We start from the raw sequence: 15,732 nt of genomic DNA on the forward strand, positions 1-15,732 counted from the left end.
CGACTTTTCTCCATGCGATGATTCACGCCATGCAGACTTTTTTCTGGCACGACTACGAAACCTCTGGCGCCGACGCACGGCGCGATCGCCCGCTGCAGTTCGCCGGCATTCGCACCACGCTGGAGCTTGAGATTGTCGGCGAGCCGGTGATGTTCTACGGCAAGCCGTCTCGCGAGATGCCGCCGCATCCCGACGCCTGCATGATCACCGGCATCACGCCGCAACGGGCCGAACGCGAAGGCTTGATCGAAAGCGAATTCGCCGCCCGTGTGCATGAGCAACTGTCGACGCCCGGCACCTGCGGCGTCGGCTACAACTCGCTGCGCTTCGATGACGAATTCACGCGGCAGATGCTGTATCGCAATTTCTATGAGCCGTACGGTCGCGAGTGGGAAAACGGCAATTCGCGCTGGGATCTCATCGACTTGGTACGCATGTGCCAGGCGCTGCGGCCCGAAGGTATCGTGTGGCCAAAGCGCGATGATGGCTCGCCCAGCTTCAAGCTCGAGCATCTGGCCACGGCCAACCAGCTCACGCAGGAGCGCGCACACGACGCCTTGTCCGACGTCTATGCGCTGATCGATCTGGCACGCCTGATTCGCGTGCGCCAACCGCGCCTTTGGGACTGGTATTACGGTCTGCGCCGCAAGCAGAAAGTATTCGAGATGCTCGATGTGATCGGCATGACACCGGTGGTCCACGTGTCTTCGCGCTATCCGGCCAGCCGGCATTGCCTCACGATCATTGCCCCACTGGCGCCGCATCCCAGCCGCGCTGGCGAAGTGATTGTGTACGACCTCGCGACCGATCCAGCGGACTGGCTGGCACTGGACGAAGAGGAAATCGCCGACCGTATCTTCACTGCCCGCGCTGATCTACCCGAGGGCATCGAGCGCATTCCGCTACGCACCGTTCGCGCCAATCACGCACCCGCGCTGGCGCCGCTATCGGTGCTGCAAGGTATCGACACGAATCGCTTGCAACTCGATGCAGGCAAGTGCATGGCCCATCGCGATGTGCTGCGCGCAGCTGATGGCCTGGCTGAAAAACTGCGCCGCGTATTTCAGCGCGCCGCCGAACTGCCACCACCGGACGATCCCGAGCTGGCACTCTACGGCGGCGGCTTTCTGCCCGACGCCGACAAGAAACTGTTGGCACAGGTGCGCGCCACGCCTGCCGAACAGCTGGGTCAGCGCGTGTTTCCGTTTCGCGATGCGCGCTATCCGGAACTGCTGTTTCGCTACCGCGCACGCAACTGGCCTCAGAGCCTGGAGGCCGGCGAGCAGGTGCGATGGGATGATTTCCGTCGAACGCGACTGACCAAGCACACTTCACTGACTGCACTCACGCTGGACGACTACTTTGCGCGACTCGCCGAATTGCGGGCCGATCCGCAGGCACAAGGCAAAATTCCCCTGCTCGACCAGTTGCAGGCCTGGGGTGAGAAGCTCGCCGCCAGCATCTGAACAAACCCGACCCGGCCATCCCTCGATTCGATCGCCATCCCCTGCAGCCATGTTCGACGTTAAACGCTTACCGATCCCTCACTCAGCCCACCTTCTGATCATCACGCATGCCAAAAACCTACTTCACACCTGCCACGTTTCGCTTTCTGACCGCGCTCGATCGCCACAACAGCCGCGAATGGTTTCATGCGCACAAGGATGACTACGAGCGCCACGTGCGCGAGCCGTTTCTGCAGCTGATCACCGATCTGCAGGCACCACTAGCGAAGATCAGCACGCACTATCGTGCCGATCCACGCAAGAACGGCGGTTCACTATTTCGCATCTTTCGCGACACGCGCTTTTCCAACAACAAACTGCCGTACAAGCCGTGGCAGGGCTCGCGGTTTTTCCACGAGCGCCGGCACGAGATCCCGGCACCGTCGTTCTACCTGCACATCCAGCCGGGTGACTGCTTTGCCGGCGGCGGCATGTGGCACCCCGAGTCCGATGCGCTGAAGCACATCCGCGAATTCATCGTCGACAACCCGGCAACGTGGAAGCGCGCTACGCAAGGCAAGGCGTTTCGCGAGCACCTGCAGATGGGTGGCGAGTCGCTCAGCCGGCCGCCCCGCGGCTACGAGGCAACGCATGAGCTGATCGATGATCTCAAGCGCAAGGATTTCGTCGCCTCGGCTTACTTCACCGAAGAACTCGCGTGTTCCGACGAGCTGTTGCCGTGGACGGTGTCGACCTTCAAGAAGGTGTCGCCGCTGATCGATTACCTGTGCGCGGCACAAGAACTGGAGTTCTGAACACTCGGACGGTTCATTGCTCGATGATTCAACGCTCGTAAAAGGCGCGGCGCGAACCCAGTAGATACAGCGCCACGACGACGCCCACGACGGCGGTGATCGCCACATAATGCGCCGGCGCCAGCGGGCCGAGCTTGCCGGCGAACCAGCCAATCAGCGGCGGTGTGATTGCACCAAAGATTGCGTAGGCGATGTTGTAGGAGAACGAAATGCCGGTGAAGCGTATCGCCGGTGGAAACGCCGCCACCATCACCGAAGGCACCACGCCTACCACGCCCACGCTAAACCCGGCGATGGCGTACAACGGCAGAAAATGCGCACCGCCTGCAGCCAGATCCAGATACAGCGCATACGTCGTCACCAACAGAGCAAGCGAGCCCAGCAATAACGACCAGCCACGGCCGATGCGATCAACCAGCAATCCACTGCCTAGGCAGCCGAAACAAAGGAACAAAGCGGCGACGCTGCTGCCTTCAAACGCCAGCGCCGGTGCCAGATGAAACCGGGTCTGCGCCAACGTCGGCGTCATCAAGATCACCACCACGATGCCCGCGGTCAACATCCAGGTCACCAGCACCGACAGCCATACACCGACCAGATGTCCGCGCAGTACGGCTTTCAGCGGCAGCTCCTGTGTCAGCTGCTTGCGTTCGCGCAGTGCGGCAAACACCGGCGTTTCGCTGAGCCAGCGGCGCAACCACACCGCGACGAAACCGAAGATGCCGCCCAGCACGAACGGAATACGCCAGGCGAAGGCCAGAACCTGATCCGCTGAATAATGCCTGCTGATCCCCGCGGCCAGCAGCGAGCCTATCAGGATGCCCGCGGTCAGCCCACAGGTCAGTGCCGCGCAGGCAAAACCGATCCGGCCCACCGGTGCATGTTCGGCGACGAACACCCAGGCGCCAGGAACTTCTCCGCCGATCGCAATGCCCTGCACGATGCGCAACAGCAGCAAAAGTAGCGGTGCGATCAGACCCAGTTGTGCGTATGTCGGCAACAAGCCAATGGCCAGCGTGGGCACTGCCATCAAGAACACGCTGAGTGTGAACATCTTTTTGCGCCCCAGCTTGTCGCCGAAATGCGCCATCACAATGCCGCCGAGCGGTCGCGCCAGATAGCCAGCGGCAAAGATGCCATACACCTGCAACTGCGCCAGCCAGGGCGCGACATTGGCCGGAAAGAACAGCTGCCCCAGCACCTTGGCGAAAAAAACGAACACGACAAAGTCATAGAACTCCAGCGCACCACCTAGCGCGGACAGTGTCAGCGTTCGTGCATCGCTGCGGTTGAGAGGGCGGACGATCGATGACGGTGATGGCGTGTCGTGGGGCATCAATGGCTCGCTGGGCGCTGAAAGAGGTCGTGGCTGGCGACCATACACCAATCCATCGACCAGGAAAGCTGTTTTATACGTCCGTTTGCGGAATGCGTATAGCCGTCCAAAAATATATATATTCGTGGTCGCTCAGTACACCAAACAGCTTTGCGAGGATGATTTCTAGACAATCCGAGTCACGACGATTCGACTCGGTCCATTTCGTAAAGCTCGATCGGCAGATCGTCCGGATCGGCGAAGAAAGTGAAGCGCCGACCAGTATATTCGTCAACGCGCACCGGCTCGCAGGTCACGCCGCGATCGAGCAGAACGGCGATTGATGCATCGATATCGTCCACCGCAAACGCCAGATGGCGCAGACCCTGCGCCTCCGGCCGCGATGGCCGCGGCGGCGGCTCGGGAAAAGAGAACAACTCCAGCTGCACGCCAGGGCTGACCTCGAGATCACACTTCCACGACTGCCGCGTCTCGCGATAAACCTCACGCACGATCGGCAGGCCCAGCGTCTCGCTGTAGAAAGCGCGCGAGCGCGGATAGTCCGAGCAGATCAGTGCGACATGGTGGATCGATTTCAGCAGCGCTGAGGTTATTGGCGCTGAAGTTATTGGTGGTGACGTCATCTCTGCTCAGGCCTCGTGAAAGGGAAAGGCCAGCACATCGGCGATCGCATCCGTGTCGGCCAGGCACATCAGCAGGCGTTCGATGCCCATGGCAACGCCGGCAGCATCAGGCATCGCATCGAGTATGGCCAGCAGGCGATGATCAATCGGCATATCGTGCAGACCACGTTCGCGACGAACCACCTGATCCCGCTCGAAACGCATGCGCTGCTCATCGGCATCATTGAGCTCGTGATATCCGTTGGCCACTTCATGATGGCCAAGATAAAGCTCGAAGCGTTCGGCCAAGGGTGGATCACCTGCACGAATTTTCGCCAGCGCGCATTGCGTCGCCGGATAATCGTGAATCACCGTGATGCAGTCGCGCGGAAATGCCGGCTGCAGCCGGTGCGTGATCAGCAGGTCGAGCCAGTCGTCTCGCGTCAATCCGGCCGGATCGATCCCATAGTCGAACAGCGGTTCGCGCAACTCCTCGATCGGTGCATGCAGCGGATCGATCCCCAGCTCATCGAGAAACAACTGTCGGTAGCTGACGATATGCACCTCGGCACGCCGGCCGACCAATGCCAGGGCGGCCTCCACCAGCGTGATCGTCTCCTCCATCAGGCGCCGGTGATCCCAGCCGACCCGATACCACTCCAGCATGCTGAACTCGGGATTGTGCTGACCGCCGGCCTCGCCGTTGCGAAACACCCGACCCAGCTCGTAGCAATCACCCACACCGGCGGCGAGCAGACGCTTGAGCGGATATTCCGGCGATGTGCGCAGCCAGCGCACCGGCGCACCCGCATCGACATGGCCCATGAAGGTCGTACTGAAACTTTCGATATTCGGTTCGCTGTTGCCTGCTGCGGACAGGATCGGCGTTTCCACTTCCAGCACATTACGCACGGCGAAAAAGTTGCGGATCAGGTTGTAGACTTTCGCGCGCAGCTGCAGCGCACTAATCAGCGACAGCTTCTTGGCACTCACGCGGCACGCTCGTGCTTGGCCAATAGCGCCAGCAATTTCGCTTCGTCCCAGATCGCCACGCCGAGCGCTTGCGCCTTGTCCAGTTTTGAGCCGGCCGCTTCGCCCGCGACCACAAAATCGGTTTTCTTCGACACGGAGCCGGATACCTTCGCGCCCAGTGCTTCCAGCCGCTCTTTCGCTTCCTCACGACTCAGCGTAGGCAAGGTGCCGGTCAGTACGACGGTTTGACCTTCCAGCGCAGCATCCTCGGCATGGGCACTTTGAGGAATTGCCTGCAGCAGCACCTGCATCGCCAGTTCGACCTCATGGAGCCGGGCACGCTTTTCATTGTCATCGAGGAAAGTCTGCAAGTTGGTCGCTACAGCCGAGGGCAATCCGGCGACGATCCAGTGTGCGGAGCCAGCCTTCTGCAAGGCTGCCAGTGTCGCGTAATGCCGGCTCAGCAATTCACCGCTCTTGGTTTTGGCGCCGAGCTTGGGAATGCCCGCCGTATCCAGCAACACGGCGAGGCCAAGTCGATCGCGCAGCTTTGGCGAAGGCGAGGACTCGTCGCTGAAGGCGATGCCAGACGCCAGCAAGGCATCGACCACTGCCTCGTTGCCTGGTTGCGCGAAAAAGCCGGCAATCGACGTGGCGACTTCTTCCCCGATATCCGGCAACACGCGCAAAATAGGTGCCGGCATCACGCGCACGATACCCAGACGGCCAAACCACGCGGCAAGCGTCTTGGCCGTACTCTCGCCGATATGCATGATGCCAAGGCCAAACAGAAAGCGCGACAGCGTCGACTGCTTGCTGGCCTGAATCGCATCGACAAGATTTTCTGCCCACTTGGTGGCCACCTTTCCGGCTTTTGCGGTTTCCGGTGTGGTGCCATCACGCTCGTCGATAGCCTGCTTCATCGTCACAAGCCGCTCGACGGTGAGGTCATAAAGATCGGCCGGCGTCTTGACGATATCGAGTTCCACCAAGGCATCGACGAAACGCTCGCCGAGGCCTTCGATATCCATGGCCCTGCGCGAGGCGAAATGGATGATGGCTTCCTTGCGCTGTGCCGCACAGATCAATCCGCCGGAACAGCGAAATGCCGCCGCCCCGTCTTCGCGCAGCAAATCGGAGCCGCAGACGGGACAGTGCGTCGGCATCGTCCACGGTACGGTGTCCGCGGGACGCTGATCCTCGATCACGCGCACGACTTCGGGAATCACGTCACCGGCACGACGCACGATCACCGTGTCGCCAATACGAACATCCAAACGGGCAATCTGGTCAGCATTGTGCAAGGTTGCATACGTGACCGTGACCCCGCCCACCTGCACCGGCTCCATCCGAGCCCGCGGCGTGGCCGCACCGGTGCGGCCGATCTGGATTTCGATATCCAGCAGACGGGTCATCTCTTCCTGTGCGGGAAACTTGTGTGCAATCGCCCAGCGCGGCGCGCGCGAGACAAAGCCCATCTCGCGCTGGCCGGCATAGTCGTCGAGCTTGTAGACCACGCCATCAATGTCGTACGGCAGCGTGTCACGTTTGGCGCCGATGCGCTGAAAGTAGGCGATCAGCCCGTCGAAGCCCTTTGCCGTGCCGACTTCAGGCGATACCGGAAAGCCCCAGTCGCGCAATTGCTGCAGCGTCTGCGAATGGGTCGGCGGCAGCGAGCCGCCTTCGACAACGCCGATGGCATAAGCGAAAAAGCTCAGCCGCCGCTTTGCCGTGATTGCAGGATCGAGCTGGCGCAACGAGCCCGCCGCACCGTTGCGCGGATTGGCCAGCGGCTTCTCGTCATGCGCACGGGCGCGTTCGTTGAAACTCTCGAAATCCTTGCGCAGCATGATGACCTCGCCGCGCACTTCGAGCAGCGATGGCCAGCCTTCATCGCGAAGCCTCAGCGGATGATCGCCATCTTTTCCGCTGCGCAAGCGCAGCGGAATGGCGCGCACCGTGCGTAGATTCGCGGTGACATCCTCACCGGTTTCACCATCGCCGCGGGTCGCGCCCTGCACAAACACGCCATTCTCGTAGCGCAGGCTAATCGCCAGACCGTCGAGCTTGGGTTCCACAGAAAACAGCGGTTCACGACGATCCAGCGTCTGCTCGATCCGACGTTCGAATTCGGCGACTTCATGAAAACGTTCGCGGTCGTTGTCGCCGGCCTGTTCGAACGCGTTGCCGAGCGACAGCATCGGTAGTGCGTGCCGCACTTCGGCAAATCCACCGTTCGCGCGAGCACCGACGCGACGCGTCGGCGAATCGACAGCGGCCAATGTCGGATGCTCGGCTTCCAGCGCCTCCAGTTCGCGCATCAGGCGATCGTATTCCGCGTCAGGCAATTGCGGGTCGTCGAGCACGTGATAGCGATAATTGGCCTGCTCGATCGCAACACGCAGCTCAGTAGCGCGCACGGCGGGATCGGCGGGGGCTGGACGTTCGGTCATGCAAATCTCCTGGATCGTCGAAGTTTAACGATACCGGCGGCTTTCGGATGACTATCAGCAGATTGATAGCGCCCGAGCTTCCACCCGTAGATAAAGCCGGCCTGACTCCTAAAACATCTTTCACGCGGATCAAGCTGTCACAGCAGGTATCATGAGCGGCTTATGTCAGCCGATGCCACCGCCGCAGAGTCACGCGCCGCCGTCGCCACTGTTGCCGCGCCCGCCACGGTTTCAGAGGTGGTGGCGGAAATCTCCTCACGAGAACGTTACCGCGGCCTGCTCTGGCTGGTGGCTGCCGCCTTCTTCATGCAGTCGCTGGATTCCACCGTGGTCAACACCGCGGTGCCAGCCATGGCTTCGGCACTTGACGTCACGCCACTTGGGATGCGCACCGCGCTGACCAGTTACGTGCTGACGTTGGCGATTCTGATCCCGGCCAGCCCATGGCTGTGCGACAGGTTGGGCACGCGCCGGGTATTCGGTCTCGCCATCGTCGTGTTTGGCGCCGGCTCGCTGCTGTGCGGCCTGGCGCAGACGCTGCCCGAACTGGTCGCCGCGCGCGTGCTGCAAGGCGTCGGCGGTGCCTCGCTGATGCCGGTAGGCCGCTACGTCCTTGTCCGCAGCATCGAAAAGCGCGAATTCGTCCGCGCCATGAGCACCGTGGCGACCTTTGGCCTGCTCGGCTCGGTACTCGGGCCGCTACTGGGCGGCGCGCTGGTGGAGTTCACCTCGTGGCGGCTGATTTTTCTAATCAATGTGCCGGTGGCGATTGCCGGCGTATGGATGAACCGGCGCGACATGCCGGACTACCGGCTCGATCATGCGAACCGCTTCGATCTCTCAGGCTTCCTGATGTTTGTGGCTGCCTCGGCACTGCTGCTCACCGCCTCTGAACTGGCTGGCAGCACGCCGGTGCCTTGGAGCCACATTGGTTTGTGCACATTGCTGGCGTTGCTGCTAGGCGCGACCTACGTCTGGCATAGCCGCCGCACGGAATATCCAGTCGCCGATCTCACCCTGCTGCGCGTGCGCAGCGTTTGGGTGGCGTTGGCCGGCGGCCTGTTCACCCGACTCGGCATCTCCGGCATGTTTCTGCTGCTGGTGCTGTTTCTGCAGGTAGGCTGCGGCTGGTCGCCGCTAATGGCCGGACTGATGATGGTGCCGCAGGCGCTGGGCTCGATCAGCGCCAAGTGGGCGATCAACCGCACGCTGATCCACTTTGGCTATCGCCGCCTGCTACTGGGCAATACGCTGATCGCCTCGGTGCTGATGGCAATGTTTGCCCTGCTAGGCCCGACCACACCGATGTGGGCGACCGCCCTGCTGGTGTTCGCCTATGGCAGCTGCACCGGCATGCAGTACACCGCAATGAACACGCTGATCTACAACGATATCGACATCAAGCACGCCTCGATGGCCTCGTCGATGGCCTCGACCGCGCAGTATCTGGCGATGAGTTTTGGCATTGCACTAGCCACCTTGTTGATGGAAGCACTGCTGCAGGGTCACGCGCACGAACAGTACATCGTCGCGTTCCGCTGGACCGTGGTCTTGCTAGGTGGCATCACCGCCATCGCCAGCCGCATTTTCAGCCGACTGCCAGAAAATCGTCCCTTGTCCGGTACCGCCACCGCGCATTGACCAACATGCGCGCCACCGCATGCCAGCCGCCTGCGCATGCATGTAGGATGCTATCTCCAACGACAGCCTGAGCGCGCCGCATGCAGCATGCCAGCGACATCCTGTTCACCCTCTTTGTTGTGTTTATCGCTGCGCAGCTTGGCGGTGAAATTGCGCAGCGACTAAAGCTGCCTGGCGTCGTCGGTGAGATCGCTGCCGGTTGCGTCGTTGGTCCGTCATTGCTCGGCCTGATCACGCCCGACCAGATCGCCATTGGTACACCGCTGGATGTACTGGCCGAGATCGGCGTGGTGCTGCTGCTGTTTTCCGTCGGTCTGGAAACGCGACTGGAAGATCTGAAAAAAGTCGGCAAGGTCGCCTTTCTGGTCGGCGTGCTCGGCGTCGTCATACCGTTCGGCATGGGTAGTCTGTGGGCACACGGTAGCGGCTTCAGCTGGGACAAATCGCTGTTCGTCGCAGCGGCGTTTGTCGCGACGTCAGCCGGTATTACGGCACGGGTGCTGCAGGAGCTGCATGCGCTGCAGCGGATCGAGAGCAAGGTGATTCTGGGTGCTGCGGTGATCGATGACATCCTCGCCATGCTGCTGCTCGGCGTCGTGGTGTCGCTGCAGGGCGGCGGCGGTTTCGACCCCGTGCACCTGCTGGTGGTGCTGGCGGGTGCGATCGGCTTTATCGCGCTGATCGGTTGGGGTGGCACGCGAGTGATGCGCTGGAATTCCGACTGGCTGGAGAAACCGCGCGATCCGCATTCGCCGTTGATGATCGTGCTGGCGATGTGTCTGGGGCTGGCCTACCTATCCACGCTGTTCGGACTGGCTGCCATCATCGGCGCCTTCCTGGCCGGCATGATCGCCTCGGAAACCCAGCAGCGGCACACGCTGGAAAAGCAGATGATGCCGCTGCTCGCGCTGCTGACACCGTTCTTCTTCGTGGTGACTGGCAGCAAGATCGACCTGCACGAACTGGCCAGTGCCGATGCGCTGATCATGCTCGCAGTAATCACCGTGATCGCCATCGTTTCCAAGCTGGCCGGTGGCTGGCTGGGTTCACTGTCGCTGGGCAAGCGCAGCGCCACGATCATCGGTTTCGGCATGGTGCCGCGCGGCGAAGTGGGCGTGGTTATCGCCAGCCTCGGCTTGGCCGCCGGCGTTTTCAGCAATCGCATGTACGCCATCATCGTGGCGATGTCGCTGCTCACCGCAATGGTCACTCCGCCAGTGCTGGCGTGGTTGCTCAAACGGGCTGGTAGCGACAGCGAATTGCAGGAAATCGATTCAAAAATTCTTCCGTAAAATGGAGTGATTCGCAGCTCTGAAGAAACCTGATACGAATTGACCGGCGATTCAGCTGAGCTGATTAGAATGACCAAGCGGCAAGAAAGTGCCCTCTCCAATTCGGGAATACTCATGAACATTAAACCCTTGTTTGCCCTGTCCCTTGCTACAGCTTTGACACTCGGCAGCGCCGGTGTGGCGAGTGCCAGTCCGGACGGCAGTGGCGTGCTGGTCCGCCAGGACGGCATCTATCTGCGCTGCGACCAGTGCGGCACAGTGCAAAGCGTGGAGCAAAACATCACCCAGGGTAGTAACCACGGCGTGGCCGGCGCCATCATCGGCGCGGTGGCCGGCGGCGTACTGGGCAATCAGATCGGCAAAGGCAACGGCCGCAAGATCGCCACGGTCGGCGGTGCGGTGGGTGGCGGCTTCGCCGGCAACGCCATCGGCAAGGGCGGTAGCAGCGAGAGCTGGCTGGTGCGCCTGCGCATGGGTAACGGCAGCTACGCCAATGTTCAGGTCAAGGACGCCAGCGCTATTCGCCAGGGTGATCTCGTGCAGCTCGACCAGAGTGGAAATATCACGCGCATTCGCTGAGGCGAGACTTTCTCTTAAGTAAATATTATTGAAAAGAAAACGCCCCGACCGGGGCGTTTTTTTTGGTTGCACCTTGAGAGTTTTTCCATCTGCACATCGAACCACGGCGACTTCAGGCGGCCTTCGTAACCCTGAACGCTTCCAGCGCACGACGCGTTGAAAGGTAGAGGCCTATCTCGATCGGGTCGATGCTGTGAATAGCGCGTACCGCTTCGAGCAACTCGCTATCAGTGCATCGAAACCGTCGGCACCACAAGGCTCGGCTGGGTCGATCACGCAGTTGGATGTGTTCTGTCATCAGCAATATCCGCTTGGAAAAATTCCGGCAAAGCGTGCCTGCAGCGAGATGAAATGCCTGTCGTCGAAACGTTATATGAGCTTTGACGGCGACATCAGCCATCACGCCGAGCCCGATCGCGGCAATTCAAAACGAGGGCCACACGGTTTCATCCAGTCTGCTCAACGCATATGCGTTTCGGGGCAAGTAAAGCCGATGCCACCGACTTCAGGGCGAGGTCGCTTCCGAGGATTCGAAACGGTAGCCCGCGCCATACACCGAATGGATATACGGGCCGCCCGGCACGATATCATCGAGCTTGCGGCGGAGATTTCTGATGTGACTATCCACGACACGATCGGTGACGTCGCGCAGCTCGTCATGCATCAGGTCCAGCAGCTGATCGCGCGAATAAACGCGGCCAGGATGCGCGACCAGCGTCTGCAACAGGCGGTACTCGGTGGTGGTCAGCGGCAGCGGTTTGCCGGCAACCAGAATGCGCTGCATGCTCTCATCGACAACAAATGGATTGATGGGTACCGACCCGCTCGTACGACGCAACAGCGCACGCACCCGCGCCACCACTTCGCGCGGACTGAACGGCTTGCAGACGTAATCATCGGCGCCAAACTCCAGGCCGAGCAGACGATCGATTTCCTCCACGCGCGCGGTCAGCATGATTACCGGCAACGGATTGTCCTTGCGCAACTCACGCAGAATCTGCAACCCATCCTTGCCGGGTAGCATCACGTCGAGCAGCAGCAGATCAGGTTGTTGGTCGCCGATGGCCTGCAATACGCGATCGCCTTCATCGACGATTGATGCAAGGTATCCAGCATCCTGAAGATATTCGCTCAGCAGCGCGGCAATCTTCGGCTCGTCCTCGGCAATCAGGATGTACTGTGTGGTTGTCATCTCAGCCTTGTACTAGAGGCAGGGTCAATACGATGCGCAGGCCGCCGAGCGGCGATGGCAACGCGCGCAACTCGCCGTTATGCGCCAGCGCAATACGTTGCGCGATGGCCAGACCAAGCCCACTGCCGCCGCGCTTGCGGTCGCGCGAAGCTTCGCCGCGATAGAGCGGCTCGAACAGCCGCGCGAAGGAGTCGGCATCAACGTCCGGTGGTGTGTCGTCGACAATGATGTCTACCGTATGCGTTTGCTTTGCCATGCCGATACGCACACGACCACCGCGATCGCTATAGCGCAGGCTGTTGCCGATGACGTTATCGATCAGCTGGCGCATGCGGTCAGCATCGACCTGCACAAACGCTGGCGACAAATCCTGCTCCAGTACAAGTTCCGACTCGCGCGCCATCGGCGCAAAACGCACCATGGCAGCACGCAACAGCTCTGCGATATCGATCAGTTGCAGGCGATAACTCAGCGTCCCGAGATCGGCCATCGACAGCTGATGCAGATCATCGACGAGACGATCCAGCCGCATCACTTCCTCATGCAGCGACAGCACGCCGCCGGCATCGACCGTGCGCACGCCGTCCTGCATCGCTTCGACTTCACCACGCACGATCGACAACGGCGTGCGCAGTTCATGCGAGATGTCGGCAATCCAGCGCCGACGCGCCGTTTCGTGCGACTGCAGTGCGGCACTGAGCCGATTGATATGCCTGACCAGATCCCCTAATTCGTCGCGCCGCAAGGTATCCAGATGCAGGTGATAGTTGCCGTTGGCAAGTTGGTCGGCCGCCTGCTCCACATCGCGCAGTGGCCCCAGCAGATGGCGCGCGAATATCCAGGCGATACCTAGCGCCAGCAGCAAAAGCAACCCGGCGATCAGCGCCATGTCGCGCACCTGTACCGAAAGAAAATCGGTATCGCGACTTTCCACCGGATGCGTGAGCGGCTGCAGCGCAAGCCAGCCAACCAGTATTCCGTCTTGCTGCAGCGGCCGTTGCAAAGCATCAGGCCCTAACGGCGCACCGACGATCAGGCGATGTTGCGCATCGAGCAGCGACACGCGCGGGGGCAGAGGCAACGCTGGCTGTGGCGGTGGAACATCGTCGTGATCCGGCGCAGGCGGCGGTCGCGGATACCTCCTGGATGGATCCGGTGCACCGTATGGTGGTTTCGGATCCAGTATCTCGTGCAGTAGCGCATCCCATTTTTCACGATCGCGCAAATCATCGAAACCATGCCTTGCATCCGCCCGCTGGTCCAGTGCCTGCGTTAGCGGCGAGAGCCGCGCGAGATCGAGCGTGTTGACGTAAGCGACAAAGCCGCTGCGCAAGTTGAGGATGGTGATACTGCCCAGCGTACCCAGCGCCAGCGCAATCGTGAACGCCAGCAGCAGAAAAAGCTTGTGCACCACGCGCAGACGCAAACGCGTGCGCGGCGAGTCATTGGATGCGGCTGGCGTCGGAGTATCCATCGGCGATGCAGGATAACCCGGTGCTTGAAAATACGCGTCCGCATTCCCTGCATAATTCCTGCGAAGTGGGAGGTCATAGTGGAGTGTGCCGGGCCGACCGGCACCACACAGGAGCATCCCGATGCAAACCCGATTTCTTTGCACCTTGATCGCCATGGCCGTCGCCGGCACGGCCGTTGCGCAAGCCGTTCAACCGTCGCCGCCGGATGTCGGAGCCCCGCCTGCACGGTTCGCCGGCGGTTTGCCGCCACCGCCGCCCGGCTGTGTTGGCAATGGTGCGTTACCTTTGCCGCCTCCACCGCGGCCGCGGCCGCCCGTTCCTGCTAGTGACGACGGATTCGCCAAGGATCTGGGCATCAGCAGCACACAGGCGACCAAGGTGCAGCAAGTATTCGAGCGCCAGGCCGCGCAAGTGCAGCGTCTGGATCAGCAGCGTCGCGATATTGAAGCGGAAACCTGCCGCAGCCTGCAGAGCATCATCGGCGATCAGGGCATGGCTCGCTGGTCGGCCGCTTTTCCACCGCCACCACCACCGGGCGGACCGTGGTACGGACCGCACCTGATGCCGCCACCTCCCCCGCCGCCGCAAGGCTAATGACCGATTACTCGATGACGAATTGGCCAGACTGGAATCTGCAGAAAAAACGCCCCCATGGGGCGTTTTTTTCAAGCTAATGAGCCGGCCGCAATATTCAGCGATAACGCGAACATTCACCGCTGAATCGATATCAGCTATCAGGCAACGCCTCGGTTAAACCAAGCGTGGCAAAAGCCTGCACACGCTCAATCGCTTCGATGAGTTCCTTGCCACCGAAGGGCTTGCGCAGATAGACGCTACGCTCTGGTACAGCTTCGGGATCGGTATTCGGGTCGGCGGAGATAACAACCAAGCCCACCTCGGGATGCCGGCGTCTGGCGAGTTCACAGATGTCGATACCGGTAGTTTCACCGGCGAGAATCACGTCCGCTATGACGACATCGACCTGCTCTTGCTTCGAAAGAAAGCCGGAGGCCCCGCTTGAGCCCACAGCGCAGTGCACACGAAAACCGCCCTTGCCTTCGAGCAACATCCGCATCGTTTCCAATACGGCGTGATCGTCATCAACAATGAGGACAACCTTGTCGGTGCCCATGATTACCTTCACCTGCGGCTGGCGGGTATGCATTCATTCCCCTGAGTAGCCAGTTTACTCGACTGGGATGACTTCGCGAGGTCTTCATGGCAATGCCTCACTCACGGAGCTTCTCAGCACAAGATAATGTGCCGACGTTCAGGTCGCAAAGCCTTAGCTTTCATGCAACGCGTGTTTTGCTGATTGCCATTCAGCATAGAGGATGGCCCAATATGACGCGGTGCACCGACCTTATGGAAAGCCCTTCTTGACTGCCGTTGAAAAAATCATCCTGTTTACTGCCATGATCCTTTCGATCATGGCCTGCCAGCAGTCGCCCGACCCTGCCGCGCTGCGCAGCGCGCACTACGATCCGGCTCAGTATTTCGACAACGATCGGCTGCGCGCGAACACATTGATCGCCTGTCATGCAGGCACTGCACAGAGTCAATTGGATTGGTCCAGCTTGTACGCGTGCCGGACATCCGCCTCAACAGATCGCGCCAAGCACAGTGGCTGGAAGCCGGCGACGGGCTCCCCACGTTAATCAGAAGTCAGCTCCTCGGGAATGGCAGACTCCTGCCTAGGCTTCGGCCAGTTCCGCTACCCAGGCAGCACGCGAAAGCGTGCGGGGCTTATGGTCACGCTGCGTTGAAGACTGGGCTGTGCTGGTCGTCAGCATCACGCAATCAATCGTCTTGCCCATGGAAAGCGCGTGCTCGCGTGCCAGCGTTTCGGTATTGAAGTGCTGCGGCTTCAACTTGCGACCCTGGTGAAAACCACACACTACAAATGTCGTCGTATTCATCGTCACATCTC

At 60.8% G+C, this 15,732-nt stretch carries 15 protein-coding genes; 7 read left to right on the forward strand and 8 right to left on the reverse strand.

Annotated features, from left to right (window positions below):
* Positions 1–29 precede the first annotated feature (29 nt).
* Positions 30–1,466 (forward strand): exodeoxyribonuclease I, encoded by a 1,437-nt coding sequence (sbcB, locus tag HDE79_RS12560; protein ID WP_184602319.1) that lies wholly within the window; start codon positions 30–32, stop codon positions 1,464–1,466.
* Between the two features lie 107 nt (positions 1,467–1,573).
* Complete coding sequence (locus HDE79_RS12565; protein ID WP_184602320.1) at positions 1,574–2,260, forward strand: DUF2461 domain-containing protein; 687 nt, start codon at positions 1,574–1,576, stop codon at positions 2,258–2,260.
* A gap of 28 nt (positions 2,261–2,288) precedes the next feature.
* On the opposite strand, the gene HDE79_RS12570 is transcribed toward HDE79_RS12565, so the two are convergent.
* From HDE79_RS12570 to ligA, 4 genes are all read right to left on the reverse strand, one after another.
* The gene (locus tag HDE79_RS12570; protein WP_184602321.1) at positions 2,289–3,596 is read right to left on the reverse strand and encodes an MFS transporter; all 1,308 of its coding nucleotides are present in this window, start codon (positions 3,594–3,596) and stop codon (positions 2,289–2,291) included.
* Positions 3,597–3,775: 179 nt separating this feature from the next.
* Positions 3,776–4,219 carry a VOC family protein gene (locus HDE79_RS12575; RefSeq protein ID WP_184602322.1) on the reverse strand — a complete coding sequence of 148 codons (444 nt, stop codon included), beginning with the start codon at positions 4,217–4,219 and terminating at the stop codon, positions 3,776–3,778.
* A gap of 6 nt (positions 4,220–4,225) precedes the next feature.
* On the reverse strand, positions 4,226–5,191 hold the full coding sequence (epmA, locus tag HDE79_RS12580; RefSeq protein WP_184602323.1) for an EF-P lysine aminoacylase EpmA: 966 nt from the start codon (positions 5,189–5,191) through the stop codon (positions 4,226–4,228).
* Positions 5,188–7,623 carry an NAD-dependent DNA ligase LigA gene (gene ligA, locus HDE79_RS12585; protein WP_184602324.1) on the reverse strand — a complete coding sequence of 812 codons (2,436 nt, stop codon included), beginning with the start codon at positions 7,621–7,623 and terminating at the stop codon, positions 5,188–5,190. The genes epmA and ligA overlap by 4 nt, the downstream gene beginning before the upstream one ends.
* Before the next feature lie 162 nt (positions 7,624–7,785).
* On the opposite strand from ligA, the gene HDE79_RS12590 reads away from it, so the two are divergent.
* From HDE79_RS12590 to HDE79_RS22155, 3 genes are all read left to right on the forward strand, one after another.
* On the forward strand, positions 7,786–9,264 hold the full coding sequence (locus tag HDE79_RS12590) for an MFS transporter (protein ID WP_184602325.1): 1,479 nt from the start codon (positions 7,786–7,788) through the stop codon (positions 9,262–9,264).
* A gap of 80 nt (positions 9,265–9,344) precedes the next feature.
* Positions 9,345–10,556, forward strand: a complete 1,212-nt coding sequence (locus HDE79_RS12595; protein WP_184602326.1) for a cation:proton antiporter — start codon at positions 9,345–9,347, stop codon at positions 10,554–10,556.
* Positions 10,557–10,670: 114 nt separating this feature from the next.
* A complete protein-coding gene (locus HDE79_RS22155) occupies positions 10,671–11,135 on the forward strand; it encodes a glycine zipper 2TM domain-containing protein (protein ID WP_184602327.1) in 465 nt (154 codons plus the stop codon).
* Positions 11,136–11,640: 505 nt separating this feature from the next.
* Here the strand turns inward: HDE79_RS22155 and HDE79_RS12610 are convergent.
* Together HDE79_RS12610 and HDE79_RS12615 are read right to left on the reverse strand one after the other, a co-directional pair.
* The gene (locus tag HDE79_RS12610) at positions 11,641–12,327 is read right to left on the reverse strand and encodes a response regulator (RefSeq protein ID WP_184602329.1); all 687 of its coding nucleotides are present in this window, start codon (positions 12,325–12,327) and stop codon (positions 11,641–11,643) included.
* A gap of 1 nt (position 12,328) precedes the next feature.
* Positions 12,329–13,801 carry an ATP-binding protein gene (locus HDE79_RS12615; protein WP_184602330.1) on the reverse strand — a complete coding sequence of 491 codons (1,473 nt, stop codon included), beginning with the start codon at positions 13,799–13,801 and terminating at the stop codon, positions 12,329–12,331.
* 121 nt (positions 13,802–13,922) lie between these two features.
* On the opposite strand from HDE79_RS12615, the gene HDE79_RS12620 reads away from it, so the two are divergent.
* Positions 13,923–14,396: a hypothetical protein gene (locus HDE79_RS12620; RefSeq protein WP_184602331.1), complete on the forward strand. Its 474-nt coding sequence runs from the start codon at positions 13,923–13,925 to the stop codon at positions 14,394–14,396.
* A 133-nt stretch (positions 14,397–14,529) separates the two neighbouring features.
* On the opposite strand, the gene HDE79_RS12625 is transcribed toward HDE79_RS12620, so the two are convergent.
* A complete protein-coding gene (locus HDE79_RS12625) occupies positions 14,530–14,967 on the reverse strand; it encodes a response regulator (RefSeq protein WP_184602332.1) in 438 nt (145 codons plus the stop codon).
* Between the two features lie 169 nt (positions 14,968–15,136).
* Between HDE79_RS12625 and HDE79_RS12630 the strand changes: the two genes are divergently transcribed.
* The gene (locus tag HDE79_RS12630; protein ID WP_184602333.1) at positions 15,137–15,460 is read left to right on the forward strand and encodes a hypothetical protein; all 324 of its coding nucleotides are present in this window, start codon (positions 15,137–15,139) and stop codon (positions 15,458–15,460) included.
* 36 nt (positions 15,461–15,496) lie between these two features.
* Here the strand turns inward: HDE79_RS12630 and HDE79_RS12635 are convergent, their stop codons facing one another.
* Entirely contained in the window at positions 15,497–15,721 is a 225-nt protein-coding gene (locus HDE79_RS12635; RefSeq protein WP_184602334.1) for a hypothetical protein, read from the reverse strand.
* Positions 15,722–15,732: the final 11 nt, after the last annotated feature.

Origin of the sequence: Rhodanobacter sp. MP1X3, from assembly GCF_014207165.1 — a bacterium.
Taxonomy (GTDB): domain Bacteria; phylum Pseudomonadota; class Gammaproteobacteria; order Xanthomonadales; family Rhodanobacteraceae; genus Rhodanobacter.

What these genes read in the sequence shown, in the direction of transcription:
- sbcB (WP_184602319.1), top strand. Translation starts at nt 30, where the DNA reads ATGCAGACTTTTTTCTGGCACGACTACGAAACCTCTGGCGCCGACGCA.
- HDE79_RS12565 (WP_184602320.1), top strand. Translation starts at nt 1,574, where the DNA reads ATGCCAAAAACCTACTTCACACCTGCCACGTTTCGCTTTCTGACCGCG.
- HDE79_RS12570 (WP_184602321.1), bottom strand. Translation starts at nt 3,596, where the DNA reads ATGCCCCACGACACGCCATCACCGTCATCGATCGTCCGCCCTCTCAAC.
- HDE79_RS12575 (WP_184602322.1), bottom strand. Translation starts at nt 4,219, where the DNA reads ATGACGTCACCACCAATAACTTCAGCGCCAATAACCTCAGCGCTGCTG.
- ligA (WP_184602324.1), bottom strand. Translation starts at nt 7,623, where the DNA reads ATGACCGAACGTCCAGCCCCCGCCGATCCCGCCGTGCGCGCTACTGAG.
- HDE79_RS12590 (WP_184602325.1), top strand. Translation starts at nt 7,786, where the DNA reads ATGTCAGCCGATGCCACCGCCGCAGAGTCACGCGCCGCCGTCGCCACT.
- HDE79_RS12595 (WP_184602326.1), top strand. Translation starts at nt 9,345, where the DNA reads ATGCAGCATGCCAGCGACATCCTGTTCACCCTCTTTGTTGTGTTTATC.
- HDE79_RS22155 (WP_184602327.1), top strand. Translation starts at nt 10,671, where the DNA reads ATGAACATTAAACCCTTGTTTGCCCTGTCCCTTGCTACAGCTTTGACA.
- HDE79_RS12610 (WP_184602329.1), bottom strand. Translation starts at nt 12,327, where the DNA reads ATGACAACCACACAGTACATCCTGATTGCCGAGGACGAGCCGAAGATT.
- HDE79_RS12615 (WP_184602330.1), bottom strand. Translation starts at nt 13,801, where the DNA reads ATGGATACTCCGACGCCAGCCGCATCCAATGACTCGCCGCGCACGCGT.
- HDE79_RS12620 (WP_184602331.1), top strand. Translation starts at nt 13,923, where the DNA reads ATGCAAACCCGATTTCTTTGCACCTTGATCGCCATGGCCGTCGCCGGC.
- HDE79_RS12625 (WP_184602332.1), bottom strand. Translation starts at nt 14,967, where the DNA reads ATGCATACCCGCCAGCCGCAGGTGAAGGTAATCATGGGCACCGACAAG.
- HDE79_RS12630 (WP_184602333.1), top strand. Translation starts at nt 15,137, where the DNA reads ATGGCCCAATATGACGCGGTGCACCGACCTTATGGAAAGCCCTTCTTG.
- HDE79_RS12635 (WP_184602334.1), bottom strand. Translation starts at nt 15,721, where the DNA reads ATGAATACGACGACATTTGTAGTGTGTGGTTTTCACCAGGGTCGCAAG.